We start from the raw sequence: 24,234 nt of genomic DNA, 5'->3' as shown, positions 1-24,234 counted from the left end.
GAATTAACGGGTACGTGGGCAAACTTCGCCTTCTGCGAAGAAGTACGCGATTTCGCGCGCAGCAGACTCAACAGAGTCGGAACCGTGGGTGCCGTTCTCGGTGAAGCTGTCCGCGTAGTCAGCACGCAGGGTGCCAGCCAGTGCGTTAGCCGGGTTAGTTGCGCCCATCAGATCGCGGTGACGCTGTACTGCGTTTTCGCTTTCCAGCACGGAAACCACGATTGGACCGGAAGTCATGAACTCAACCAGGCCGTCGAAGAAAGGTTTGCCGTCGTGCTCAGCGTAGAAACCGCGAGCCTGTTCAACGGTCAGATGCAGCATTTTGGTGCCAACGATTTTGAACCCTGCAGATTCAAAGCGAGCAAAGATGCTGCCAATAACGTTTTTTGCCACCGCGTTTGGTTTGATGATGGAAAAAGTACGTTCAATAGCCATGATAACCTCTGTGTTATGTTCTGTTGTTTTGCATACGTCTGTATAGATGGCGCGGATTATAGAGAGCAAAAACGCCATTGCCTATGGTTCGAAGTAACATTTTTTTAAAATAAGACGAGTTTTAGCAACAGGTCACATCTCAGACGGACGTTTCGCTACTGGAGGCTGAAATTCACCGTGGCGACTTGCCCCGTCTCATCCAATACCAGTAACTGATAATCCCCTGCTTTATCAAGCTGTAAAGTGTAAGCACGTCCTTTAACATTGAGAGGTTCCCCGTTCAGGAACCACCAGCGCTGGCTATCGCTGCCGATGGCCTGTAACGGGAGAGATACCCGTGACTCACCGGGCAGACGTTTGATCAGTGCTCCTTCACGCACACCGGAGAGCATCAGCGGCGCGGGGGAATCTTGCGACAGCGGCGGACAAACAGCCGACGAGGCCGGGATGCGCGCGGCTCTGCGCTCAGACGCAGGCAGCCAGGGTTCAAGCGGTAGCGGCCAGACGTCGAGGATTTTCTCCTGCGCACCAGGGCAGTCGGCTGCGACGCGTTTGCCTGCATTATCCAGCCAGACCGGGAATCGAATCCCGCGAATCCCCTCTTGCTCCGGCAATAACAGGGTTGGCGGCTGGCTCCCGTCGAGCAGCCAGGTCGCCAAACGGCGGCGGCAGTTCTCGCTCCCTTCCGGCAGAGATTGCCCACCCGGCCAGCAGATCACCCCACGGCTGACCGAGGCCGGACGCGGATCGCGCGGTAAACGCCCTTCGTCGACCGTCGAATTTGACTGCAGCATATTATTCACCTGGTTCAGCAGCGGCACGGCGCTGGCGAAACCAAACTGCCCGGCAACCGGCGTTCCGTCCGGGCGCCCTGTCCAGATGCCAATGATGTAGCGCGCATTGAGCCCGATAGCCCAGGCGTCGCGATAGCCGTAGCTGGTGCCGGTTTTCCACGCCAGCGGCGCAACCTGCGGCAGTGCGCCATCCGGCAGCGGCTGCGCTTCGTTGCCTAAAATTCGGCGAATGATCCACGCCGACCCCGGGGAAAGAAGCGGGCGCTCGATCAGCGGATCGCCCGGCTGCACGCGCAGCTGCCCCGCTTTCCCCTGACGGGCAAAGGCGCTGTAGGCTGCGGTGATATCGGCCAGCCGCGCGCCCGCCCCGCCGAGAATCAGCGACAAGTTCGGCTGCGCGCCAGCCGGAAGGATCAGACGTAATCCGACGTTGCTTAACATCCCGGTGAAACGTTTAGGACCGTAGGCCTCCAGCACCTGTACGGCAGGCAGATTCAGCGAGCGGACCAGGGCTTCACTCATACTGACAGGGCCGTGGAATCCGCTGTCGAAGTTGCCAGGCCGATAGTCACCCGTGCGGCGAGGCACATCCTGCAATAACGAGGCGGGATGGATCAGGCCATCGTCCAGCGCCATGCCATAGACAAAAGGTTTAAGCACCGATCCCGGCGATCGGATCGCGCTCACCATATCGACGTGGCTAAACCGGCTGTCGTCACTGATGTCCACCGATCCCACCCAGCCGCGCACTTTCATATTGGTATGATCGACCACGATCATCGCCAGAGAGCTGCGCGGCGGCAGGCGGGATTTCCAGTTCATCGCCAGCTCTTCGAGCTGTCTTTGCAGCGAGGCATCCAGCGTGGTGACAATTTTGTTGTCACGGCTTTTACCGAGCATCATGCGGGAGAACAGCGGCGCCAGCTGCGGCATTTGCCGCGGGGCCAGCCAGACCGGCTCCTGACGCGACTCTTTCACCTGCTGCGCGCTCCAGACGCCCTGCGTCACCATGCGTTCGAGCACTTTATTGCGTGCGGCTTCCGCGCGATCCGGCCAGCGGTCCGGGCGCAGACGGCTCGGCGCCTGCGGGAGTACCGCCAGCAGCGCGGCTTCGGAGTAGCTTAACTGCGCCGGTGATTTCCCAAGATAGGCCCAACTGGCCGCCCCGACGCCCTGCAAAGTTCCGCCAAAGGGGGCGCGGTTGAGATAGAGGGTAAGAATGTCGCGTTTGGAAAGATGCCACTCCAGCTGCATTGCCCGCCAGAGCTGGCGAACTTTACCGCCAAAGGTACGCGGATGCGGATCGAGCAGTCGCGCCACCTGCATGGTAAGCGTACTGCCGCCCGAGACCACTTTGCCGGAGCTTAAATCCTGCCAGGCTGCGCGCAACACGGAGAACGGATTGACGCCCGGATGATCCCAGAACCAGCGATCTTCATACTGGATCAGGGCATCGAGATAGCGAGGCGAAACCTCTTCGATGGTAACCGGATAGCGCCAGATCCCGTCGCTGTCGGCAAACCGCCACAGCGGCGTACCTTTTTCATCGACCACCACGCGCGCCGGGTTGACCTCTTTCAAAGGCAATGGCCACAGGCGATCGGCGACGACAATCAGCCCCCATAAAACGAGAATCGCTCCCGCCAGCCACAGCCAACGGGAGCGAATGAGTCGGGATAATCTCACCTTACGGAACGATAATCAGCGGGCCGCTGGCGGCACCCGTTGCCCGCCACTGCGGAACATACATGGATTCCACCATCGGCACCGGCACCTCGTAGGTTCCAGGCGTCACGGCACGCGCCAGGTACACCAGCGTTACCGGCTGGCCTTCGTTCACCGGAACCGCCGCGACAAAGCGATCGTCGCGGAACTCCATGTGCTGAATATCGGCCTGTTGCATCTGATTAAGCAGGTTCTGCACCTCGCTGCCGCTGTCCTGAAGGCTGGCGCTGCTGCTGGCGAGATTCTGGTTTTCCAGCTCAAGCCCTGCCGGGAGCAGATCAACCACCAGCGCATCCGGTACGTTTTGATTGGCCTTCACTTCCAGCCAGACCAGCACCAGCTCACCGCTCTTCAGGGAAGAGAGGGATTTAGTGCTGCCGTCGGTCGCCAGAATATGGCGCTCGATTTGCAGAACGTTGGACGAGGGTTGCGGTGCATATTCCGGATAACCGGTGCTATCGAGGCGCACCCACAGCGGTGTGGTACCGCTGTTGGTTACCTGCAGCGTGCCCAGTTGATCGCCAGTCACATTTTGCACCTGAGACTTGTCGCTGCTCAGCGCTTTGTCAGAGAGACTGGTGGTCGCTTGCCAGGCACCGGAGATCGTCTGGAGCGAACGTCCGGCCAGGAACAGGGCATTACTTTCCTGGGTCGAGAGCCAGCGCTGGCTGAACGCCTGCTGAGACAGCGTATTCAGCAGCGTGTTTTGCGCATCTGGCAGCAGCTTGTACTCTTCCAGCAGGGAGAGCATCAGGGCGTTATCGCGCAGTTGACTGCCGTAATCCGCCATCCAGTTTTTGCTGTCGCTGCGCGGGGTTTTCATCGCCAGATCCAGCGCCTGCTGGCTGCGTGGCGCATCGCCCATCAGTTTCAAAGCCATCCCGAGCTGCATCAGAGGCAGGCCCGAACCGGTCTGCGCACGACGATCCCAGATTTCACGCAGTGCGCCGAGCGGTGCTTTTTGCTGGCGCGCCAGCACCAGCGCGGCATACGCCTGTACGGCAAATTTACTCGCCTGGGTGTCATCGCTGTAGCGAATGGACATCATGCCTGGATCCTGCAGATAGCGCAGCAGGCGGCTGTTCGCATTGTTCACCGCGTCGGCTGGCACGCTGTAACCCTGCTCACCCGCACGGACCAGGAAATCGGTGACGTAGGCCGTCAGCCAATACTCTTCCGGACCATTTTTATCCCACAGGGCAAAACCGCCGTCATCGCGTTGCATCTGCAGCAAGCGGGAGATCCCGATATCAATCGCCGCGCGACGTTTGTCATCCGTATCACCTTTGATGCCGAGCGCGCTCAGCTGTGCGGCGTTGGTGTAGAGCGACGGGAACAGGCCGCTGGCGGTTTGTTCCAGACATCCATACGGATACGCCTGCAGTTCGCGGATATAGCGCGCCAGATTGAGCGGCGGTTTACCGCTGAGCAGCAGTTGCCCTTGCAGCGTGGCCGGAGAGAACCCGGTGATATGCTGCGCCGGAGCCGTCCAGCTTTCGCCTGGGTTTAGCATCGCGCCGGTATTGACCGTCTGCGCCGGGAATGCCGGACGCACGCCGATTTTCCAGCTCTTCTGCTGCGGCGCGAAGGTTTCGCCCGGCAGCTGAAGGCCGGTCACCTGGGCCGTAATTTCACCGTCGCCGTACCCTTCCAGCGCACGCACTGGAATGAACAGTGTGGTACGCACGCCCGGATCCAGTTGAACAGGCTGCGGCTGTGCGCCTTCGAGCGACATTAAGCCCGACGCGGTGAGCGCGACGTTCAGCGTCTGCGGTTTGTCGGTCAGGTTGGTCAGATCCAGCGTCAGCCGGGTGGCATCACCGCTTGCCAGGAAGCGCGGCGTATTCAGTTCGGTAATCACTGGCGCGGCGACAATCACTTTGCCTTCGTTACTGCCAAAATCATCCTCGGTCCAGGCCTGGGCCATGACACGCAGCTCACCGTTGAAATCGCCAATCGGTAAAGTGATCGTCCCTTCACCGTTCGCATCCAGTGCCACAGGCTGCGCCTGTTGAGCGATAATGGTGACGTGATTCACCGGCGGTTTACCGCCGCGTTTCAGCTCATCACCATCACCACCAAAGCGCAGCGCCGCCATACGACCCTGTCCTTCAATGACCTGGCCGTAGATATCATAGATGTCTGCGCCGTAACGTTTCTGACCGAAGAATGCCTGCCACGGATCGGGGGTGTCGTAATCGGTGATATTCAGTACGCCGCTGTCCACCGCAGAAACCAGGACGTTCGCTTTCTGCGGCACACTACCCTCTTTCACGCTGGCTTTCACTTTCACCGACAGCGTCTGATTAGGGCGCATTTTCTGCGGAGTATCGAGGGCAATATTCAGACGACGGTTTTCATCGCCCATCGGCAGATGCAGCAGACCGACGGCGCGTTTAGGGGTCGCTGATTTGGATTTATCTCCCGGACGTACCACCAGCGTGCTGAGATACAGATCGTGACGCTTCCAGGCTTTGTCGACTGGAATAGCCATATCCAGGCCATTGGCCGGAACGTCGATCTCTTTCCACCACAGCGGGCCTTCGCTGGATTCGATCATCGCGTAGCCTTTACCTGCGGCAGGTGCGGCGATGTGCAGTTTTATGGTGTCGCCTGGCTGGTAAGACGGCTTATCCAGTTTCAACATCACCCGGTCCGGGCGCGCCGCGCCGGTGCCGTCGCTGTTATCCTGCCAGCTGTAACCCGCCCAGAAGCGCACGCTGCTGACTATCTCGTCAGGCGCTTTGACTTCCAGACGGTAAGAACCCCACTCCACCGGGAAGGTCACTTTGCCGGTTTCGTCGGCCTTGAGCGTCAGTTCCTGCTCGCCCTCCACCAGATCTTTTTGATCGAACTGAGACAGCCAGCCGTCGCTTTCCGACCAGTTCCAGTAGTAATCGCGACGCTCGCGGATCAGGCGAACCTGAAGATCCGAGACCGCTTTTTTGGCCCCGCTGGCATCGGCATAGACAATGTCAAAACTGGCGTTGCCGTTTTCATCGACAATCGGCTGATTCACCGTGGTGTCGGTACGATAGTCATACACCGCTTTGCTGGCAAACTGCGGACGAATGCCTGGCAGCGTATCGGCAGGCCAAATAGCCTGCTCCGCGCGGCGGGTGATCGGACGACCGCCCGACTCCAGCAGGCTGGCCTGGAGGATTAGCTGCAGCGGCGAGTGGGTCTCTTTCCACTGGCTTTCCGTCGAGACCTGGCCGCGCCCCTGATCGTTCAGGGTGAGCTGGACTTCATCCAGACTGCGGCTGAGGTTCTCTTCAGCGATGTCACCAAACTGGAAGCCCGGTAACGCACTCACCGCCTCGCGCAGCGGACGCAGGAAAAGCTGCCCCTGCAGGCTGTTGCCGTTAGCCGGTGCGCCGTACAGGTAGTAACCAACAACATCGAAATTGACTTCATCCTGGGTCGAAACGGGGATTTTCTGACCGGTCAGATTCAGCGCCATGCGCTCAGGCATGAAATCTTCGACGTGAAAATCCCACAGTCGCTGCTGGTTGTCGCCGGTGTTGGCGCGAACGTGCCACATCCCCGTTTGCGCGCCGCTGTCCAGCGGATAGTTAAAGCGATAGAGACCGTTTTCCGGCTGGGCCACCACCGTGCGCGCTACCTGTCCATCCGGACGCAGCACTTCGAGTTTGACGGGCTGGTCCGGGAGCGGTTTGCCGTCGCTGTCGCGCAGCAGACCGTTGAGGATCACCGTTTCGCCCGGACGATAGAGATCGCGCGGACCGAACATGAAGAATTGCTTGCTGTAACCTGGCTCACCGGCGATATCAAATTCCGCCAGGTCGAGCGCAGGGAGTTTGAGATCCAGAAGCGTAGTCTGGCCGTCTTTGCGGGCCAGAATCAGCGCTGCCTCTTTGTCGGTTTCGAGCTTCGCATGGCCGTCAGCGTCGCTGGTGCCCTGCGCCAGCGTCTGGCCTTTATCGTTGAGCAACAGGACTTCAACGCCGGACTGCGCCGCGCCGTTTTCCAGGCTCTGAGTGAAAATATCGAGACGATTGTGATAGCGGTGCGCGGATAAACCGACGTCACTGAGCGTAAAGAGCGTGGCGGCGTTGCTGTAGTTGTAATGCCCTGCCTGATTCATCACCGCGATGTAAACGCCGGACTGTTGCAGCGGTTTGATATCGCGCAGCGGCAGCAGCAGTTTTTCACGGGTGTTACGCGCCGGATTGAGATCGAATCGTCCGGTGTAAACCAGCTCAGCCATCTTCAGAAGATTGTCAGATTCCCAGTTGGTCAGGGAGTTACGGTACTCCCACTGGCTGACAAAGGAGGCCAGCGATTCGGGCTTCACGCGGTAGAAGTTCACATCCACGTTGTTGACGTTAAGCGCCATCACCGGCAGGCCTTCAACGACTTTGCCCGGCAGGAGCGAGCCGCGGCTGGCAAAGCCGACGGTCGGTTCGATGTCCCGCGTGGTGATCGCTTTTTCGTAATCAATGCCGAAGGTGGCTTTGTTAAGTGCCTGCAAGTCACGCTCAACGGTGACCACCAGATTGCGGTTCGGCTCCAGATGGCGCAGACGCAGCTCTTTCAGATTAGGAGCCAGTTCCCATGCACCGTCCACTTTGCCGCTCTTTTTATCGACGACGTGAACCGTGCGGGCGAAATCCTGTTCGGGATTTAGCGGGACGGAGAAAGTCAGAACCAGGGTAGATGCGCCATCGAGCTGCACTTCGGAAGCATCCAGCAGCGTCAGGGCTTTGCCTGCACTTTGCGAAGCCAGCTTCGCGAGCTTTTCAGCATCCGGTTTTTCAGGCGTTTTCGGTGTGGTCGCGGAAGCGGCTGGTGCAGCCGCCTGAGGTTTATCGTCGTTGTTATCGCAACCGACGAGCGTAAACGTGGTGAGTAGCGCGAGAGAGAGCGCAGCTAAGCGAAACGGTGTCATCCTTTATCCCTGGTCCGTGGAGCCTGTTAGTCGTCGTCCGACTAAGTATTATCCGCAAGTTTCACTAATACAAAAGTCCAATTTTAGAATCTGGAAAGCGCCTCGCACATTGCTCGCGGAAAACGCGCGGCAGCCACCGGGATCACAGTGTCGAAGGTTACATGTTACCTTTCGCGTCATTTGTTTTTAAAACAATAAGATAGCTGGATAAGTTGACGCGCCACCTGCTAGCTTAATACTCAGACGCACCCTGAGTGCGCGGTTCACTTAGAGAGATAGCCATGAAACGAGCCGTGAACGCCCTACAAAATTTCGGAAAATCATTGTACGGACCGGTACTTATCTTACCGATTGTCGGGCTGTTTATCGCCTTCGGCAACGTATTGGGTAACGGTAATCTTGCCGAGTATGTGCCATTTCTCGGCCATCCTCTGATTCAACATACAGGACAGCTGATTGCTAAATCGGCGGTCTCGGTGCTTGTGAATCTGGCGCTGGTCTTTGCGGTCGGCATTCCCATTGGCCTCGCCACGCGTGACAAAGGTTACGCAGCGCTGATCGGCCTGGTGACTTTTGTGGTGTTTATCAATGCCATGAATGTGACCCTCCAGCTGCAAGGGCATCTGGCCCCCGCCGATCAGATGAAAGCCGCCGGGCAGAGCATGGTGTTAGGCGTTCAGGTGCTGGAGATGGGCGTGTTCGCCGGGATCCTCACCGGTGCTCTGTCGGGATATCTGTACAACAAATACTCCGGCGTACAGTTTAACGGCGCGATGGCGATCTACTCCGGGCACTGCTTCGTGGCCATTGTGATGCTGCCGGTGTCGATGGTCCTCGGCGTGGTGATGAGCGAGCTGTGGCCTTTTGCCCAGCACGGGATTAGCGCCATGGCGCTTGCGATCAAAGGGTCTGGTCCGTTTGGCGTCGCGATTTACGGTTTCCTGGAGCGCATTCTGGTGCCAACCGGCCTGCATCACCTGGTTTATACCCCGTTCCTGTATACGGAGCTGGGCGGGACGCAGGAGGTGTGCGGCGCCGTCTATCAGGGCGCGCGGAATATCTACTTCGCCGAAATGGCCTGCCCGGAAGTGAAACAGCTCAGCAGCACGGTGGTGTGGGATGCGCGCGGGATCAGCAAGATGTTCGGTCTGCCCGCCGCGGCGCTGGCGATGTACGTCACTGCCCGACCGGAGCGTAAAGCGCTGGCGAAAGCCATTCTGATCCCGGCGGCGCTGACCTCGCTGCTGGTCGGCGTGACCGAGCCGCTGGAGTTCTCTTTCCTGTTCGTCGCCCCGCTGCTGTTTGTGGTTCACGCGGTGCTGACCGGTCTCGGCATGATGCTGTTCTACCTGTTTGGCGTCCACGCCATCGGTGCCAACGGCATTATCGATTTCATTCTCTACAACCTGCCGCTGGGCACGGAGAAGTCGAACTGGCCGATGTACATCGTGGTCGGGATGATCATGTTCGCCCTCTATTTCATCGTGTTCCGCTTCCTGATCCTGCGCTTCAACATGAAAACGCCGGGTCGCGAGGATGACGAACAGGAAACCCGTCTGTACAGCAAGCAAGAGTATCAGGCGAAAGGCAGCAACGACGGACTGGGCGAGTCCATCGTGGTCGGCCTCGGCGGGCGGGAAAATATTGAAGTAGTGGATAACTGCTACACCCGACTGCGCGTCACCGTCAAAGATGTCGACATCATCGACGAGCCACGCCTCAAGGCGACGGGCGCGAAAGGCATTATCAAGCAAGGTAACAACGTTCAGGTGGTCTACGGGCTGCACGTCAAAAAAATGCGAGAAGCCGTTGAGACGTTTCTCTGAAGGAGCCAAACATGTTTAAACCTCCCTTTATTCTCTCCATTGCCGGTGGCGGCAGCACCTACACGCCGGGCATTGTGAAAAGCCTGATGGTCCAGCTGCAGGATTTCCCGCTGGCGGAAATTCGCCTGTACGACATCGACGCCGCTCGCCAGGACACCATTGCGCCAGTGGTCGAAAAAGTGATTCGCGACCACAGTCAGAGCATCAAATTTACCGTTACCCACGACCCGGAAGTGGCGTTCAGCGGGGCACACTTTGTCTTCGCCCAGATGCGCGTCGGGCAGTACAAAATGCGCGAGCAGGATGAGAAGATCCCCCTGCGACACGGCGTAGTCGGCCAGGAAACCTGCGGTCCCGGCGGGCTGGCCTATGGTCTGCGCACCATTTTACCGATGGTGGAGCTGATCGACCTGGTCGAGCGTTACGCTCACGAAAAAGCCTGGATCGTGAACTACTCCAACCCGGCGGCGATTGTGGCGGAAGGCGTGCGTCGCCTGCGTCCCAACGCCCGCGTGCTGAACATCTGCGATATGCCGGTGGCAGCGATGCGTAATATGGGCGCGATTCTGGGTGTGGATCGTCACAAGCTGGAAGTGGACTATTTCGGCCTGAACCACTTCGGCTGGTTTACCCGCGTGCTGGTGGACGGCGTCGACCGATTGCCGGAGCTGCGCCGTCACATCGCGAAGTACGGCCTGCTGACGGAAGACGCCGCCAAAACCGACCCGCAGCACTCGGACCCGTCGTGGGTGAAAACCTGGCGCAACATTAAGCCGATCATGGATAACTTCCCGGAATACTTGCCGAACCCGTATCTGCAGTATTACCTGATGCCAAACCAGATTGTGGAGCATCAGAACCCGGACTACACCCGCGCCAACGAAGTGATGAACGGGCGCGAGAAAAAGCTGTTCGCGGCGGCGGAAGAGTACAAACGTACCGGTATTCTCTCCGACGCTTTCCACGTCGGCGTGCACGGCGAGTTTATTGTCGATGTGGCGCGTTCGCTGGCGTTCAACCTGCGCCAGCGTCATCTGGTGATGGTCGAAAACCGTGGGGCGATCACCAACCTGCCGTACGACGCGGTGGTGGAAGTCCCGGCGTATATCACCTCCGAAGGGCCAGAGCCAATTCGCGTGGGCCAGGTTCCGCTGTTCCATCAGACGCTGCTCCAGCAGCAGCTCGCCTCTGAGCAACTGCTGGTGGAAGCGACCATCGAAGGCAGCTACGAAAAAGCGTTGCAGGCATTTACCCTGAACCGCACCGTGCCGACGATGGAGCACGCGAAAGCCATTATCGATGAGATGATCGAGGCCAACCGCGACTACTGGCCTGCGCTGCAAAAAGCGTGGCAGGACGGCGAAGCGGTGAAAAAATAAGGGCTTGCTCGCGAGTTGAACGTGGTGTGCTTGTCGGTGTCAGATAAAACACCGACAATCCTTTTTTAAGGAAAAAATGGAGGCACCCATGTCCACCTCATATTTTGTCGCAGCCGACTGGCTTATCGAACACAGCGACGATCCGGAAGTGCAAATCCTCGATGCGCGCATGGCCCCGCCAGGGCAAGAGCATCGCGACGTTCCCGCGGAGTACCGCGCCGGACATCTTCCGGGCGCGGTCTTTTTTGATATCGAAGCCCTCTCCGATCACACCTCTCCCCTGCCCCACATGCTGCCGCGCCCGGAAGCTTTTGCCGTGGCAATGCGTGAGCTGGGCATCAGCCGCGATAAACACCTGGTGGTGTACGACGAGGGCAATCTGTTCTCCGCCCCGCGCGCGTGGTGGATGCTGAAAACCTTCGGCGTCGAGAATGTGTCGATTCTGGCCGGTGGACTGGCGGGCTGGCAGCGCGACGAACTGCCGCTCCAGCAGGGTAATGTTTCCCTTGCGGAAGGTGATTTTGACGCCACGCTTGACGCGAGTGTGGTGAAACGGCTGACTGACGTCCTGCTTGCCAGCCACGAGAAAACGGCGCAAATCGTCGATGCCCGCCCGGCTCCCCGCTTTAATGCCGAGGCCGACGAACCGCGTCCCGGCCTGAAACGCGGCCATATTCCCGGCGCGCTCAACGTGCCGTGGGGCGATCTGGTGTTTGAAGGCGAGCTGAAAACCACCGACGAACTGAGCGAGATTTTTGAGCGTCAGGGTGTGGATTTGCACAAACCGGTGATTGCCAGCTGCGGCTCCGGCGTCACGGCCTGCGTGGTAATTCTGGCGCTGGCAACGCTCGGCGTGACCGACGTGACGCTGTACGACGGGGCGTGGAGCGAATGGGGCGCACGGGACGATCTGCCGATCGAACCTGCTCAATAATGGATAACCGACTGGCAACGCTGCTGACGCGCGGGGAGTCTCTGACCCGCGCGGAATATCGCGTCCTGGCCCATCTCACGGAACATCCGCTGCTGGTGGGCAATATCACGGTACGCGAGCTGGCGCAGGCGACCTTCGTCTCAACGGCGACCATCATGCGTCTGTGCCAGAAGCTGGGGTTTAGCGGCTTTAGCGAGTTCATCTGGCACTGCAAACAGTTACTCACCGATACGCCGCACATTGCGAGCGAGGCTCAGGATTTACCCCACCTGCCCGCCCTGTTCAGCCAGTTTATCGCCAACTATCAGCAGACCTTTCAGTGGGTGACGGAAGAGAAGCGCCGTCAGTTTGCGACGCTGCTGCGCGAGAAAGAGAGTTTCTTCCTCTACGGGGCCGGGTTTTCCTATCTCTTCGCGGAGTACCTGACCAAAAAGCTACAGGTGCTGGGCAAAACGGCGTTTATTTCCGGGCCGGGCGACAGCCGGAATATCTTTCTGAGTAACGCCGCGCGCTATCAGGTGTTTATCGCGGTGTCGCGCAGCGGCGAGACGGAGCAGGTGCTGGATAAAGCGCGGATCGCCAAAAACGTCGGCATGACGGTGATCGCCTTTACCCGCGCATCAGCGAATACCCTGGCCGGGATGGCGGATTTGCATTTTGCGCTGTATGACGAAGCGGTGCATTTCGCCGCCGAGGCCGCAGGGGTGACGTCGTTTGAATCGAATCTGGTGTTACTGATGGATTTGCTGTTGCTGGAAGCGACGGGGTGAGTGCTCACCCCGACCGCTTTAGATAATGCGGGTAGTTTTCAGATCGCGCAGGAAGCCGCCCCAGCGACGTTCGTAGAACGGCGTGATGTGCTCGGTAATAAAGTGGCTGATGCCCTTCTCACCTTTCACGACCTGACAGATATCAATCGGCTCGTCGCCCGGTAGGGTGTCGGTGGCCACGCTGCCTGCCGCCTGAATGATCTCTTCGATGTCGCCGTCCGCTTCAATGCCGATCAGCAGAACGGGCTGTTCTTCGGCGCTCTCTTTGATCGAGCAGAGAAACGCGCGCTTCACCGGCTTGATGGTTTTAAACAGCGTGGTCAGGGAGTCGATCATCTGCGCCGGGGGTTCGGCCACTTCGGAGAGCAGCAGCGTTTCGCCGCCTTCCAGCACTTCCTGCGTGCTCAGCGGGTTGCCCTCTTCACCAATCAGATGGCTGATTTCGCGCGGGGTGAACTCTTTCCCGGTCGGGAGTTTGGCGTTGAGGAACAGGGTTTCGCCGAGCGTCATTTCAAACAGTGTGCGCACGGGCATGACCACGAACGCCTGTTCGTCTTCGACCGCCTGCTGCAGGGCTTCCAGCGAGGTGAAGAACGGGATGACGGAAGTGCCGTCGTCTTTCTCCCAGTGCAGCAGATCCAGCGCGCTGTCTTCAACAACCTGCTCGCCTTCCGCCGCGGTTCCCGGCACCCAGACGGTGGATTCCAGCAGGGTGCGGAAAAATGCCGGACGGTGGGCGGGTTCAGTCGCCGCCTGCTCCAGCAGGGTTTCTAATTCGTTTTTGGTTTCGGACATAGTTTCGTTACGTTTATCGCCCGGCGGCGCTGCGCTTGCACGGGCCTACGGGTTTTGTAGGCCGGGTAAGCGCAGCGCCACCCGGCATTAAGCCAATTATTCAGCCGTCAACAGATTCGCAATAGTACGCACACCCAGACCGGTGGCGCCCGCAGACCACTGCTCGACGCCCGCTTTACGGTAGGTCGCGGAACAGTCGATGTGCAGCCAGCCTTCGCGATAGTTTTCAACGAAGTGGGACAGGAAACCTGCCGCGGTGCTTGCGCCTGCCGGGTAGGCTGCGCTGGCGGTGTTGTTCAGCTCGGCAAAGTTAGACGGCAGCTGGCTGCGGTGGAATTCCGCCAGCGGCAGACGCCAGAACGGTTCGTTCTCAGCGGCGGCACTCGCCAGCAGACGCGCGGCCAGTTTGTCGTCGAAGCTGAACAGGGCGTGATAGTCGTTGCCCAGGGCGGTTTTCGCCGCACCGGTCAGGGTCGCCATGTCGATGATCAGCTCTGGTTTCTGCGCGGAGGCGTCAATCAGGCCATCGGCGAGTACCAGACGGCCTTCGGCGTCGGTGTTCATCACTTCAACGTTTTTACCGTTGCGATAGCGAATGATATCGCCCAGCTTGAAGGCGTTGCCGTTCACCATGTTGTCGGCGCAGCACAGGTAGAGTTTCACGCGCTTGTTCAAACCACGGGTGATGGCAAACGCCAGCGCGCCGGTGATGGTGGCTGCGCCGCCCATATCGGATTTCATGGAGTCCATGAAGGCGCTCTGCTTCAGGCTGTAGCCGCCGGTATCAAAGGTAATGCCTTTCCCGACCAGGCACGCAAAAACAGGAGCCTGTTTGTCGCCGGTTGGGTTGTAATCCAGTGCCAGCAGGACCGGTGGACGCTCAGAGCCGCGACCCACGGTGTGAATGCCCATGTAATTTTGCTCACGCAGATCTTCACCTTTGGTGATGCGATACGACATTTTGTCGCCCGCCGCTTTGCACAGCAGATCGACCGCGCGCTGCGCCAGCTGCTCAGGACCGAGCTCTTCCGCCGGAGCGTTGATGGTGTCGCGCACCCAGTCGATGATGGTCAGACGGTTTTCCAGCTCTTTCTGCGCGGCTTCATCGAGGTTTGCCCACTCGACTTTACGGGTGCCTTTCGGGCCTTTGTAGCCCGCCCAGAATGCCCAGCTGCGATCCGTGTCCCAGCCAACTCCAGCCAGCGTGACGTGCTTGATGCCCAGACCGTCGATTTTACGCGCGGCGCGCTGGATCAGGCCCAAATCATCGGAATCGTTCAGGTGCAGGGTAATGCCGTCATTGTTAATGCTGTAGGTGGCTTTGTCGCCCCAGCGTGCGTCCGCAGGCTGTGTAGAGAGCGTAATTTTCATCGCTTCGGTCATTTTATTTTTCCTTATTAGCAACTAGCAAACGGGCCGCCAGAGGCAGCCCGTATGATCTTTCCACTAAACGTCTGCTTCATCTAACCAGACTAACAGAATCGCCTCCAGAATTTTTTCATTGGATGCGCTGGGATCGTCGTCAAAATCTTCCAGGTCGCAGATCCACTGATGCATATCGGTGAATCGTACGGTCTTCGGATCGAGATCCGGGTTGGCGTCGTATAGCGCCTCGCCGATTTCGCGGCTGTCGGTCCACTTCAGTCCCATACTACCCCCTGTTAGTGCTCGCGCGCATGGTTGATAGTGTAACGCGGGATTTCGACCACCAGGTCTTCATCGGTGACGCGCGCCTGGCAGCTTAAACGGCTGTCTGGCTCCAGACCCCATGCTTTATCCAGCATGTCGTCTTCGTCTTCGGTGCTTTCCGCGAGGGAGTCGAAACCTTCACGCACGATGCAGTGGCAGGTGGTGCAGGCACAGGATTTTTCACAGGCGTGTTCCACTTCAATACCGCCCCGCAGGGCAACATCGAGGATAGTTTCGCCGGTCTCAGCTTCCAGAACTGCGCCATCCGGACAGAGGTCCGCATGAGGCAGAAAAACAATCTTTGGCATATTAAACCTCGTCCACGGACTGGCCTTTCAGCGCGGTACGGACAGACTGGTCCATACGGCGTGCGGCGAAATCCTGGGTTTGCTTATCAACGTTTTTAATCGCTTGTTCTATTGCGTCAGCGTCATCGCCTTCGGCCACGGCGCGTAACTGCGCAACGGCGTCGTCAATCACCTGGCGCTCTGCGGCGCTTAGCAGCGCGGCATCAGCAGTGAGTGCGCCTTCCAGACTTTCCAGCACGCGCGCGGCTTCGACTTTCTGCTCCGCCAGCATACGTGCCTTCACATCCTGTTCGGCATAGCTCATTGAATCCTGAATCATGGAGGCGATTTCGCCATCGGTCAGACCGTAGGACGGTTTCACCTGAATGGAAGACTCCACGCCGGTCGATTTTTCCATCGCCGTGACGCTCAGCAGGCCGTCAGCATCCACCTGGAAGGTGACGCGAATATGCGCCCCGCCAGCTGGCAGCGCCGGGATACCGCGCAGCGCGAAACGCGCCAGCGAGCGGCAATCCTGAACCAGCTCGCGCTCGCCCTGCATCACGTGGATGGACATCGCCGTCTGACCGTCTTTGAAAGTGGTGAACTCCTGCGCGCGGGCCACCGGAATGGTGGTGTTACGCGGGATCACTTTCTCGACCAGGCCGCCCATGGTTTCCAGCCCTAAGGAGAGCGGAATCACATCGAGCAGCAGCATTTCGCTGTCCGGCTTATTGCCGACCAGAATGTCCGCCTGAATCGCGGCGCCAATCGCCACCACTTTATCCGGGTCGATAGAGGTGAGCGGCGTGCGGCCAAAGAATTCACCGACGCGTTCGCGCACCAATGGCACGCGGGTTGAACCACCGACCATCACCACTTCCAGCACCTCGCTGGCTTCAACGTTAGCGTCTTTCAGCGCGCGACGGCAGGCCAGCAGGGTGCGTTTTACCAGCGCGGCAATCAGTTCGTTGAACTGGTCGCGGGTGATTTCCCCGCTCCAGCCCGCCACGTTAACGGTGACAGACTGCGCGTCGCTGAGCGCAATTTTGGCGTCGATAGCGGCGTCGAGCAGCTCGCGCTGCACGCGGACGTCGCTGCGATCGGCAATGCCCGCCTGTTCGCGAATGTAATCCGCCAGCAGATGGTCGAAGTCGTCGCCGCCGAGGGCAGAATCGCCGCCGGTCGCCAGCACTTCGAACACACCGCGGCTGAGGCGCAGAATGGAGATATCAAAGGTGCCGCCACCCAGATCGTAAACGGCAATCACCCCTTCCTGACCGGAGTCGAGGCCGTAGGCAATCGCCGCAGCGGTCGGTTCGTTGAGCAGGCGCAGCACGTGCAGGCCCGCCAGACGCGCGGCGTCTTTGGTGCCCTGACGCTGCGCGTCGTCGAAGTAGGCCGGAACGGTGATCACCACGCCGTCGAGTTCGCCTTCCAGCGTGGCGGTCGCACGGGCGGCCAGCGCTTTCAGGATGTCAGCGGAGACGCGAATCGGGTTGAGTAAACCGGCATCGGTTGCGATCATCGGCAGGCCATGTTCACTGGCCTGCAGCTGATACGGCAGATGCGGGTAACGTGTCTGGATATCGACCAGCGAGCGGCCCATCATCCGTTTTACCGAGCTGATGGTGTTGGCAGGGTCTTTCGCGGCATTGGCGCGCGCGTCGTATCCCACAGAGTGGCCATGCTGCTGGTAGTAGACCACAGAGGGCAGCAGGTGACGCCCTTCGGCGTCTGCCAGGGTTTCGGCCTGGCCGCTGCGCACGGTCGCGACGAGAGAATTGGTGGTACCTAAATCAATGCCCACCGCCAGACGACGCTGGTGCGGTGCGGCGCTCAGACCAGGCTCACTAATTTGTAATAAGGCCATGTTAAGCTTCCAAAATCAGAAATCGAGCAGCTTTTCTTCGAGTTGTTCAGCACTGCTTCGCAGTTTATCGAGAAAACGCAGCTTGCGTACAGTGTCCGCCGCTACGTCCCACGTCTCGTTATTCAGTTGTTCAACCATCTGCTGATGGCGGGTATCGAACATCGCTTTCACCCGTTTGATGAAGCTTTCAAGACGGACTTCGTCTTTCGCCTGTTCGATCTCATCCAGCTCTTCGCGAAGCTCCAACTGTTCCATCAGGAAAGCGGTGTCGCGAACGGTGTGTTGCTCACTTGCCAGATCAAAACCGTGGAGTGAAAGCAGATACTCTGCGCGCGCGAGCGGGCTGCGCAGGGTTTGCCACGCCTGGTTGATGGTGGCCGACTGCGAAACCGCAGCCAGTTGCTCCGCCGGTGACCCGCTGGCAAATTTATCCGGATGGAATTGACGTTGCAGATCCTGGAAACGAACCGTCAGGGCCTGGATATCGATCGGGTACTGGGCGGGCAACCCAAAGAGGGTGAAGTAATCCATAACAATCTCAGGGTTAGCCAGTTAGAACAAACCCCACACGTAGCCAGGCCACGGTGGGGTTTCGGTTAACGCGCAGTTAAACGTGGAAGCTTTCGCCGCAACCGCACTCGTCTTTTACGTTCGGATTGGTGAATTTAAAGCCTTCGTTCAGGCCTTCTTTCACAAAATCCAGCTGAGTGCCGTTGAGAAATTGCAGGCTCTTGCCATCGACTACTACCTTCACGCCTTTGTCTTCAAACACGGTGTCATCCGTCGCCGGTTCGTCAACAAACTCCAGTACATAAGCCATACCGGAACAGCCGGAGGTACGTACGCCCAGTCGCAGGCCAAAGCCTTTACCACGGTTCGCCAGAAAGGCGCTTACTCGCGCGGCAGCGCTGTCGCTAAGGGTAATCGACATACTCAAACCTCAATTATTTTGCTTCACGTTTGCTTTTATAGTCCGCAATGGCGGCTTTGATCGCGTCTTCTGCCAGGATAGAGCAGTGAATTTTCACCGGTGGCAGTTCGAGTTCGTCAGCAATATCAGTGTTTTTAATTGCCTGTGCTTCGTCCAGAGACTTGCCCTTCACCCACTCGGTGACCAGGGAGCTGGATGCGATCGCAGAACCGCAGCCGTAAGTCTTGAAACGTGCGTCTTCAATGATACCTTCATTGTTGACTTTAATCTGCAACTTCATCACGTCGCCACAGGCCGGTGCGCCGACCATGCCGCTACCAATGCTTTCGTCGCTGTTGTCGAAAGAGCCAACGTTGCGTGGGTTCTCGTAATGATCAATAACTTTTTCGCTGTAAGCCATGTTGAATTCTCCTTCGTACCGATTAGTGATGTGACCATTCAATGCTGTTCAGATCCACGCCCTGTTTGAACATTTCCCACAGTGGAGAAAGGTCACGCAGACGGCCGATGGAGTTACGAACCAGCTTGATGGTGTAGTCAATCTCTTCTTCGGTAGTGAAGCGACCTAAAGAGAAACGGATAGAACTGTGTGCCAGCTCGTCGGTCATGCCCAGCGCGCGCAGCACGTAGGATGGCTCGAGGCTTGCAGACGTACAGGCAGAACCGGAAGAGACGGCCAGGTCTTTAAGGGCCATAATCAGCGATTCACCTTCAACGTAGTTGAAGCTGACGTTAAGAATGTTTGGAGCACCCTGTTCAAGGTCGCCGTTCAGATACACTTCTTCCATATCTTTCACGCCGTCCCACAGACGGTTGCGCAGCGTGCGCAGACGCGCCATCTCGCTTTCCATCTCTTCTTTTGCAATACGGTAAGCTTCGCCCATGCCGACGATCTGGTGAACAGGCAGCGTACCGGAACGCATGCCGCGCTCGTGACCGCCGCCGTGCATCTGTGCTTCGATGCGGATACGTGGCTTACGACGAACGTACAGCGCGCCGATACCTTTCGGGCCATAGATTTTGTGGCCGGAGAAGGACATCAGGTCCACTTTCAGCTGGCTCAGGTCGATAGGCAGTTTGCCCACGCTCTGGGTGGCATCTACGTGATAGATGATGCCGCGCGCACGGCAGAGTTCGCCGATGGTCGCGATATCCTGCACCACGCCGATTTCGTTGTTAACGTGCATGATGGACACCAGAATGGTGTCGTCGCGCATCGCCGCTTCGAGCTCTTTCAGGTCGATAATACCGTTGCTCTGTGGGGCGAGATAGGTGACCTCAAAACCTTCACGCTCGAGCTGGCGACAGGTGTCCAGCACGGCTTTGTGTTCGGTTTTGCTGGTGATGATATGCTTGCCTTTTTTCTGATAGAAGTTGGCCGCACCTTTAATCGCCAGGTTGTCGGATTCGGTCGCACCGGAGGTGAAAACAATTTCACGCGGATCGGCGCCAACCAGCTCAGCAATCTGATTACGGGCGATATCAACCGCCTCTTCAGCATGCCAGCCAAAACGGTGTGAACGGGAAGCTGGGTTACCAAAGTTTCCGTCCAGGGTCAGACACTGCATCATTTTCTCGGCAACACGCGGGTCCACCGGCGTGGTTGCGGAGTAATCGAGATAGATCGGTAATTTCATTGTTCTATAAACTCCGTACATCGCTCTAATGCAAGGAATCAGGCTAACCGGCTGGATGTACGACCGAGTAGACGGGGCGAGTTAACGCCCCGGCCTGATTCTGAAATTCTTATCGTTTTTTTAAGCGCGTAATTTGACGTCGATCGCGTCTTGTCCGCGGGTGCTGCGTTGTGATTCATGGCTGTGCTGGCGACCAGAAACATCCAGAACTTCCTGGTTATTCACCAGTTCACCGAGGGTGATGTTGTTCAGGAAGCCGGTCAGACGGTCGCTCAGATCGCGCCACAGCGCGTGGGTCAGGCATTTATCGCCGCCCTGACAGCCGCCTTTGCCCTGGCAACGGGTCGCATCTACCGACTCATCAACAGCGCTAATGACTTCGCCTACTGCAATACTGCCCGCGTCTTTACCCAGCAGATAGCCGCCGCCTGGGCCACGCACGCTGGAAACCAATCCGTTTTTACGCAATCTGGAGAACAGCTGTTCCAGATAAGAGAGGGAAATTCCCTGACGTTCAGAAATATCAGCCAACGGAACCGGGCCCGATTCAGAGTTGAGCGCAACGTCCAGCATCGCGGTCACAGCATAACGCCCTTTAGATGTCAGTCTCATGTCTTACTTAACCTCAAACTCGCCCCTGCCCGGGGTTTTTTATTGTAAAATGGGGGGTATTGCATAGCAGGGCCAAGTCTGACATTCCCGACTAAATTGGTCAACTATTTACTTGACTGTTTTAGTCAGGTATTTAGCCATATGTGCGCTCAAAGCCTTGCCGGGTGGCGCTTCGCTTACCCGGCCTACAAAATCGTGCGCATTACTCTTTATTCTTCTGCTCAATAATCGACGCCAGCATCCCGCGCAGAATGTTCAGCTCCTGCGTTTCCGGGCGAGCGCGGGTAAACAGACGGCGCAGCTTGTTCATCACCTGACCTGGGTGCGACGCGCGGATAAAACCGGTGGTCAGCAGCGTTTGTTCCAGATGACCGTAGAAACGCTCCAGATCGTCCACCAGCGGATACGCGGCCTCTTCTTCCTGCTCGGCGCTGACGCCTTTTTCCTGAGTCGCCAGCCACGCCATACGTACTTCGTAGGCGATAACCTGCACCGCCATCGCCAGGTTCAGGGAGCTGTATTCCGGGTTTGCGGCAATCGCCACGTGATAATGACACTTCTGCAGTTCGTCGTTGGTCAGACCGACGCGCTCACGACCAAATACCAGGGCGATAGGCGCCTGCTGAGCTTCGGCGACGCTTTTCAGGCCGCATTCGCGCGGATCAAGCATCGGCCACGGCAGCGTGCGCGAACGCGCGCTGGTACCAACCACCAGGCTACAGCCCGCCAGCGCTTCGTCGAGGGTATCGACGATCTGCGCGTTGCCGATCACGTCACTCGCGCCTGCTGCCAGGGCGATGGCCTGAGAATCTGGTTTCACCAGCGGATTGACCAGCCACAGATTAGTTAAACCCATGGTTTTCATAGCGCGGGCGACAGAGCCCATATTGCCGGTGTGCGATGTTTCGACCAGTACGATTCGGATGTTTTGCAGCATAATGAGTTTTTCGAAAGCCAGTGTCTGAAGAATATTCGGCCATATTATCATAAACGAGAGACATGATCCGAACTCGCTGCTATACTCTGGGCCGTTTTCGTTTCCCTGTTCTTTAACATCCAGTGAGAGTAACCGATGCAACATCCTATGTTGACCATCGCCGTGCGCGCAGCGCGCAAGGCGGGTAATGTAATTGCCAAACACTACGAAACGCCAGATTCTGTAGAAACCAGCCAGAAAGGCAGCAATGACTTTGTGACTAACGTCGATAAAGCCGCAGAAGCGATTATTGTCGAAACCATTCGCAAATCTTACCCGCAGCACACCATCATCGCTGAAGAAGGCGGTGAAATGACAGGCGAAGATCAGGATGTTCAATGGGTAATCGATCCACTGGATGGCACCACCAACTTCGTTAAACGCCTCCCACATTTCTCTGTTTCTATCGCTGTACGCATCAAAGGCCGTACTGAAGTGGCCGTGGTTTACGATCCAATGCGTAACGAACTGTTCACCGCAACCCGTGGTCAGGGCGCACAGCTGAACGGCTACCGTCTGCGCGGCAGCAACTCTCGCGATCTGGATGGCACTATTCTGGCGACCGGTTTCCCGTTCAAGGCGAAACAGCACGCTCAGACCTACATGAAGATCCTCGGCAAGCTCTACACCGAATGCGCGGATTTCCGTCGCACCGGTTCTGCTGCGCTGGATCTGGCTTACGTGGCCGCGGGCCGCGTTGACGGTTATTTCGAAATCGCGCTGAAGCCGTGGGATTTTGCCGCAGGCGAACTGATTGCCCGTGAAGCAGGCGCCCTGGTGTGCGACTTCACCGGCGGTCATAACTACATGATGAGCGGTAACATCGTTGCCGGTAACCCGCGTGTCGTGAAAGCGATGCTGGCGAACATGCGTGACGAATTGAGTGAAGCGCTGAAGCGTTAATTCCTTTCGGTTCCCTCTCCCTGTGGGAGAGGGTTAGGGTGAGGGCATCAGCGCTCACCCTACTAAAATTAAAACGGTCGTAACCCCCGCCCCACCGGCACCGCGCTGACCCACATCGTCACCGCCGCCACCAGTAAAATCACGCCTCCCGCTAACGCCAGCGTTGTCCAGCCCACCTGCCGCCACAGTACCGGCGTTTTATTGCCGCTCAGTTTCACCGCCAGCTGGCGAAAACTGTGGACCAGCAAGGCCAGCGACGTAATCGTCAGCGACGTCCCCGCCGCCATCGCCAGCGCGGAGATCACGCCCCAGCTAAACACCCCAATCACCTTACTGAACAACAGCACCATGATCGCCCCGGAACAGGGCCGCATCCCCATCGACAGGATAATCACCAGCCGCGCGCGCCAGTCGTCCCCGCTTTGCAGCTGCTCCTGCGTCGGCAAATGCTGATGCCCGCAGCCACAGTGTGCATCGTGAACATGATGCGGCGTAAACGCTTTGAATTTGGGTTTCTGCAGCAAGGCCCGCAGTTTTTTGACCGCTCGCCAGCAGAGCAACAGCCCCAGCACACCCACCAGAGCATAGCTGCCCTTCTCCAGCCAGAAGCTGCTCATGTGCAGCTGGCGAGCCGGAAGTTGCAGCACCGTCAGCACCACAACCACCAGCGCAATTGCCACCAGCCCCTGCAATAAAGAAGAGGCGAGCGTCAGGCCAATACTCGATTTGAGCTTTGAAGGATGGGTCGCAAGCCAGGTGGTGATCACAATTTTCCCGTGGCCCGGCCCCAGGGCGTGCAGCACGCCGTACAGAAAACTGAAGATCAGCAGCGAGCCACCCGCTTTGGTCGGATTCTCCGCCACCGCTTTGAGCAGCCCGCTCATCTGCTGATTGACTTCGCGCTGCCAGATAATGCTTTTCATCATCACCTGCGGCCACGCCTGCCAGAGCCAGAGTGCGCCAACGGCAGCCAGAACCAGAAACAGGAATAGCGGCCAGAGATGCAGCCAGCGGCGTTTTTTACTGAGTGAGGAGACAATCACTGACATTGCACGGTCACCTGCTGCGCAAACTGTTTACCCAAATCCATATCCTCCGGCGGCGCGTCGGCTTTATCGAGGGATAGCGCAAAATTCATCGTCTCTTCGCTCGGCGTTGGCGTATGGACCGCAATTTTGCAGCGCTTTTGCAGCGCGGCGGGAAGGGCCGCATCTTTGTCCTCTGCATAGCTCATGTCGACGTAGTAGCTCGGGTCAAAGGTCGAAAACGTGTATTTCTGCCCGGCGAGCGGCTGCGGTTCCGCCAGCGGCAGAATAAAGGTTAACACCGCCTGATGACCGTCGCGCTCCATCCCGTAGGTGGTGGGCCGATTGAGGAATTTCACTTTCTGGCCGTTATGCCAGAACTCGGTGAAGTAGTGCTGCCCGAGCACGTTGGCCATCACCTCCGCCGCCAGCTTTTTCCAGATCTCATCGCCCGGTTTCGCATTGCCCGCGTCATAGAGCAGATCGGATGATGTAATTTCATCCATCGTCCAGCGCATTTTCAGCCCGCTGAGGTGCGTATCATCCGCGACAATTTCCGTCTGCAGGCTGATAAAACTATGAGGATGCGCGGCAGCGGCAGAAGATAAAACCGCCAAAAATAGCGCCGTCGCGCTGTGTTTAACTATTTGCATCGATTCCTCACGTCAAAAATTCTGTGATGTTCTCCCGCATTCCTGACGGAAAGACCCGCGGGTGCGCTTTCCTGCGCA

21 protein-coding genes are annotated in these 24,234 nt (G+C 58.0%); 5 read left to right on the top strand and 16 right to left on the bottom strand.

Features of this window, described 5'->3' with window-relative positions; genetic code table 11:
* Positions 1 to 3: 3 nt before the first annotated feature.
* The 3 genes from ndk to QQF33_RS22100 form a co-directional block, all read right to left on the bottom strand.
* Positions 4 to 435 (bottom strand): nucleoside-diphosphate kinase, encoded by a 432-nt coding sequence (gene ndk, locus QQF33_RS22110; RefSeq protein WP_282495514.1) that lies wholly within the window; start codon positions 433 to 435, stop codon positions 4 to 6.
* A gap of 155 nt (positions 436 to 590) precedes the next feature.
* On the bottom strand, positions 591 to 2,915 hold the full coding sequence (gene pbpC / locus QQF33_RS22105; RefSeq protein WP_285149797.1) for a peptidoglycan glycosyltransferase PbpC: 2,325 nt from the start codon (positions 2,913 to 2,915) through the stop codon (positions 591 to 593).
* 1 nt (position 2,916) lies between these two features.
* The gene (locus tag QQF33_RS22100) at positions 2,917 to 7,866 is read right to left on the bottom strand and encodes an alpha-2-macroglobulin family protein (RefSeq protein WP_285149796.1); all 4,950 of its coding nucleotides are present in this window, start codon (positions 7,864 to 7,866) and stop codon (positions 2,917 to 2,919) included.
* 281 nt (positions 7,867 to 8,147) lie between these two features.
* On the opposite strand from QQF33_RS22100, the gene QQF33_RS22095 reads away from it, so the two are divergent.
* The 4 genes from QQF33_RS22095 (at position 8,148) to QQF33_RS22080 (ending at position 12,775) form a co-directional block, all read left to right on the top strand.
* The gene (locus tag QQF33_RS22095) at positions 8,148 to 9,692 is read left to right on the top strand and encodes a PTS transporter subunit EIIC (protein WP_285158603.1); all 1,545 of its coding nucleotides are present in this window, start codon (positions 8,148 to 8,150) and stop codon (positions 9,690 to 9,692) included.
* An 11-nt stretch (positions 9,693 to 9,703) separates the two neighbouring features.
* Positions 9,704 to 11,071, top strand: a complete 1,368-nt coding sequence (locus QQF33_RS22090) for a 6-phospho-alpha-glucosidase (RefSeq protein ID WP_285149794.1) — start codon at positions 9,704 to 9,706, stop codon at positions 11,069 to 11,071.
* Between the two features lie 88 nt (positions 11,072 to 11,159).
* Positions 11,160 to 12,005 (top strand): 3-mercaptopyruvate sulfurtransferase, encoded by an 846-nt coding sequence (sseA, locus tag QQF33_RS22085; protein ID WP_285149793.1) that lies wholly within the window; start codon positions 11,160 to 11,162, stop codon positions 12,003 to 12,005.
* Entirely contained in the window at positions 12,005 to 12,775 is a 771-nt protein-coding gene (locus QQF33_RS22080; protein ID WP_282495520.1) for a MurR/RpiR family transcriptional regulator, read from the top strand. The genes sseA and QQF33_RS22080 overlap by 1 nt, the downstream gene beginning before the upstream one ends.
* A gap of 18 nt (positions 12,776 to 12,793) precedes the next feature.
* Here QQF33_RS22080 and sseB read toward each other — a convergent pair whose 3' ends face one another.
* From sseB to trmJ, 11 genes are all read right to left on the bottom strand, one after another.
* A complete protein-coding gene (gene sseB, locus QQF33_RS22075) occupies positions 12,794 to 13,570 on the bottom strand; it encodes an enhanced serine sensitivity protein SseB (protein ID WP_285146882.1) in 777 nt (258 codons plus the stop codon).
* Positions 13,571 to 13,666: 96 nt separating this feature from the next.
* On the bottom strand, positions 13,667 to 14,953 hold the full coding sequence (pepB, locus tag QQF33_RS22070) for an aminopeptidase PepB (protein WP_285149792.1): 1,287 nt from the start codon (positions 14,951 to 14,953) through the stop codon (positions 13,667 to 13,669).
* Between the two features lie 63 nt (positions 14,954 to 15,016).
* Positions 15,017 to 15,220 (bottom strand): Fe-S cluster assembly protein IscX, encoded by a 204-nt coding sequence (gene iscX / locus QQF33_RS22065; protein WP_100779311.1) that lies wholly within the window; start codon positions 15,218 to 15,220, stop codon positions 15,017 to 15,019.
* Positions 15,221 to 15,231: 11 nt separating this feature from the next.
* The gene (fdx, locus tag QQF33_RS22060) at positions 15,232 to 15,567 is read right to left on the bottom strand and encodes an ISC system 2Fe-2S type ferredoxin (RefSeq protein ID WP_282494196.1); all 336 of its coding nucleotides are present in this window, start codon (positions 15,565 to 15,567) and stop codon (positions 15,232 to 15,234) included.
* Position 15,568: 1 nt separating this feature from the next.
* Positions 15,569 to 17,419, bottom strand: a complete 1,851-nt coding sequence (gene hscA, locus QQF33_RS22055; RefSeq protein ID WP_285158602.1) for a Fe-S protein assembly chaperone HscA — start codon at positions 17,417 to 17,419, stop codon at positions 15,569 to 15,571.
* Positions 17,420 to 17,434: 15 nt separating this feature from the next.
* Positions 17,435 to 17,950 carry a co-chaperone HscB gene (hscB, locus tag QQF33_RS22050; RefSeq protein WP_282494194.1) on the bottom strand — a complete coding sequence of 172 codons (516 nt, stop codon included), beginning with the start codon at positions 17,948 to 17,950 and terminating at the stop codon, positions 17,435 to 17,437.
* Between the two features lie 76 nt (positions 17,951 to 18,026).
* Positions 18,027 to 18,350 (bottom strand): iron-sulfur cluster assembly protein IscA, encoded by a 324-nt coding sequence (iscA, locus tag QQF33_RS22045; RefSeq protein WP_282494193.1) that lies wholly within the window; start codon positions 18,348 to 18,350, stop codon positions 18,027 to 18,029.
* Positions 18,351 to 18,363: 13 nt separating this feature from the next.
* The gene (gene iscU / locus QQF33_RS22040; RefSeq protein ID WP_285158601.1) at positions 18,364 to 18,750 is read right to left on the bottom strand and encodes a Fe-S cluster assembly scaffold IscU; all 387 of its coding nucleotides are present in this window, start codon (positions 18,748 to 18,750) and stop codon (positions 18,364 to 18,366) included.
* A 22-nt stretch (positions 18,751 to 18,772) separates the two neighbouring features.
* A complete protein-coding gene (iscS, locus tag QQF33_RS22035; RefSeq protein WP_282494192.1) occupies positions 18,773 to 19,987 on the bottom strand; it encodes a cysteine desulfurase in 1,215 nt (404 codons plus the stop codon).
* A 120-nt stretch (positions 19,988 to 20,107) separates the two neighbouring features.
* Entirely contained in the window at positions 20,108 to 20,599 is a 492-nt protein-coding gene (iscR, locus tag QQF33_RS22030; protein WP_282494191.1) for a Fe-S cluster assembly transcriptional regulator IscR, read from the bottom strand.
* Positions 20,600 to 20,801: 202 nt separating this feature from the next.
* On the bottom strand, positions 20,802 to 21,536 hold the full coding sequence (gene trmJ / locus QQF33_RS22025) for a tRNA (cytosine(32)/uridine(32)-2'-O)-methyltransferase TrmJ (RefSeq protein ID WP_285146889.1): 735 nt from the start codon (positions 21,534 to 21,536) through the stop codon (positions 20,802 to 20,804).
* Between the two features lie 135 nt (positions 21,537 to 21,671).
* Here trmJ and suhB point away from each other — a divergent pair, with 135 nt between their 5' ends.
* Positions 21,672 to 22,478, top strand: coding sequence for an inositol-1-monophosphatase (gene suhB / locus QQF33_RS22020; RefSeq protein WP_282494189.1), 807 nt, complete (start codon positions 21,672 to 21,674; stop codon positions 22,476 to 22,478).
* Between the two features lie 68 nt (positions 22,479 to 22,546).
* Here the strand turns inward: suhB and QQF33_RS22015 are convergent, their stop codons facing one another.
* Together QQF33_RS22015 and QQF33_RS22010 are read right to left on the bottom strand one after the other, a co-directional pair.
* A complete protein-coding gene (locus QQF33_RS22015; protein WP_282494188.1) occupies positions 22,547 to 23,527 on the bottom strand; it encodes a nickel/cobalt transporter in 981 nt (326 codons plus the stop codon).
* The gene (locus QQF33_RS22010; RefSeq protein WP_285149790.1) at positions 23,518 to 24,156 is read right to left on the bottom strand and encodes a DUF1007 family protein; all 639 of its coding nucleotides are present in this window, start codon (positions 24,154 to 24,156) and stop codon (positions 23,518 to 23,520) included. The genes QQF33_RS22015 and QQF33_RS22010 overlap by 10 nt, the downstream gene beginning before the upstream one ends.
* Positions 24,157 to 24,234: the final 78 nt, after the last annotated feature.

This window comes from Lelliottia wanjuensis, assembly GCF_030238365.1.
In the GTDB taxonomy this organism is placed as follows: Bacteria; Pseudomonadota; Gammaproteobacteria; order Enterobacterales; family Enterobacteriaceae; genus Enterobacter; species Enterobacter wanjuensis.
Note: the sequence above shows the minus strand (reverse complement) of the source record. Positions and strands in the feature narration are given on the sequence as shown.

Coding starts and splice junctions, on each gene's coding strand:
- ndk (WP_282495514.1), bottom strand. CDS start 435: ATGGCTATTGAACGTACTTTTTCCATCATCAAACCAAACGCGGTGGCA.
- QQF33_RS22100 (WP_285149796.1), bottom strand. CDS start 7,866: ATGACACCGTTTCGCTTAGCTGCGCTCTCTCTCGCGCTACTCACCACG.
- QQF33_RS22095 (WP_285158603.1), top strand. CDS start 8,148: ATGAAACGAGCCGTGAACGCCCTACAAAATTTCGGAAAATCATTGTAC.
- QQF33_RS22090 (WP_285149794.1), top strand. CDS start 9,704: ATGTTTAAACCTCCCTTTATTCTCTCCATTGCCGGTGGCGGCAGCACC.
- sseA (WP_285149793.1), top strand. CDS start 11,160: ATGTCCACCTCATATTTTGTCGCAGCCGACTGGCTTATCGAACACAGC.
- QQF33_RS22080 (WP_282495520.1), top strand. CDS start 12,005: ATGGATAACCGACTGGCAACGCTGCTGACGCGCGGGGAGTCTCTGACC.
- sseB (WP_285146882.1), bottom strand. CDS start 13,570: ATGTCCGAAACCAAAAACGAATTAGAAACCCTGCTGGAGCAGGCGGCG.
- pepB (WP_285149792.1), bottom strand. CDS start 14,953: ATGACCGAAGCGATGAAAATTACGCTCTCTACACAGCCTGCGGACGCA.
- iscX (WP_100779311.1), bottom strand. CDS start 15,220: ATGGGACTGAAGTGGACCGACAGCCGCGAAATCGGCGAGGCGCTATAC.
- fdx (WP_282494196.1), bottom strand. CDS start 15,567: ATGCCAAAGATTGTTTTTCTGCCTCATGCGGACCTCTGTCCGGATGGC.
- hscA (WP_285158602.1), bottom strand. CDS start 17,419: ATGGCCTTATTACAAATTAGTGAGCCTGGTCTGAGCGCCGCACCGCAC.
- hscB (WP_282494194.1), bottom strand. CDS start 17,950: ATGGATTACTTCACCCTCTTTGGGTTGCCCGCCCAGTACCCGATCGAT.
- iscA (WP_282494193.1), bottom strand. CDS start 18,350: ATGTCGATTACCCTTAGCGACAGCGCTGCCGCGCGAGTAAGCGCCTTT.
- iscU (WP_285158601.1), bottom strand. CDS start 18,750: ATGGCTTACAGCGAAAAAGTTATTGATCATTACGAGAACCCACGCAAC.
- iscS (WP_282494192.1), bottom strand. CDS start 19,987: ATGAAATTACCGATCTATCTCGATTACTCCGCAACCACGCCGGTGGAC.
- iscR (WP_282494191.1), bottom strand. CDS start 20,599: ATGAGACTGACATCTAAAGGGCGTTATGCTGTGACCGCGATGCTGGAC.
- trmJ (WP_285146889.1), bottom strand. CDS start 21,536: ATGCTGCAAAACATCCGAATCGTACTGGTCGAAACATCGCACACCGGC.
- suhB (WP_282494189.1), top strand. CDS start 21,672: ATGCAACATCCTATGTTGACCATCGCCGTGCGCGCAGCGCGCAAGGCG.
- QQF33_RS22015 (WP_282494188.1), bottom strand. CDS start 23,527: ATGTCAGTGATTGTCTCCTCACTCAGTAAAAAACGCCGCTGGCTGCAT.
- QQF33_RS22010 (WP_285149790.1), bottom strand. CDS start 24,156: ATGCAAATAGTTAAACACAGCGCGACGGCGCTATTTTTGGCGGTTTTA.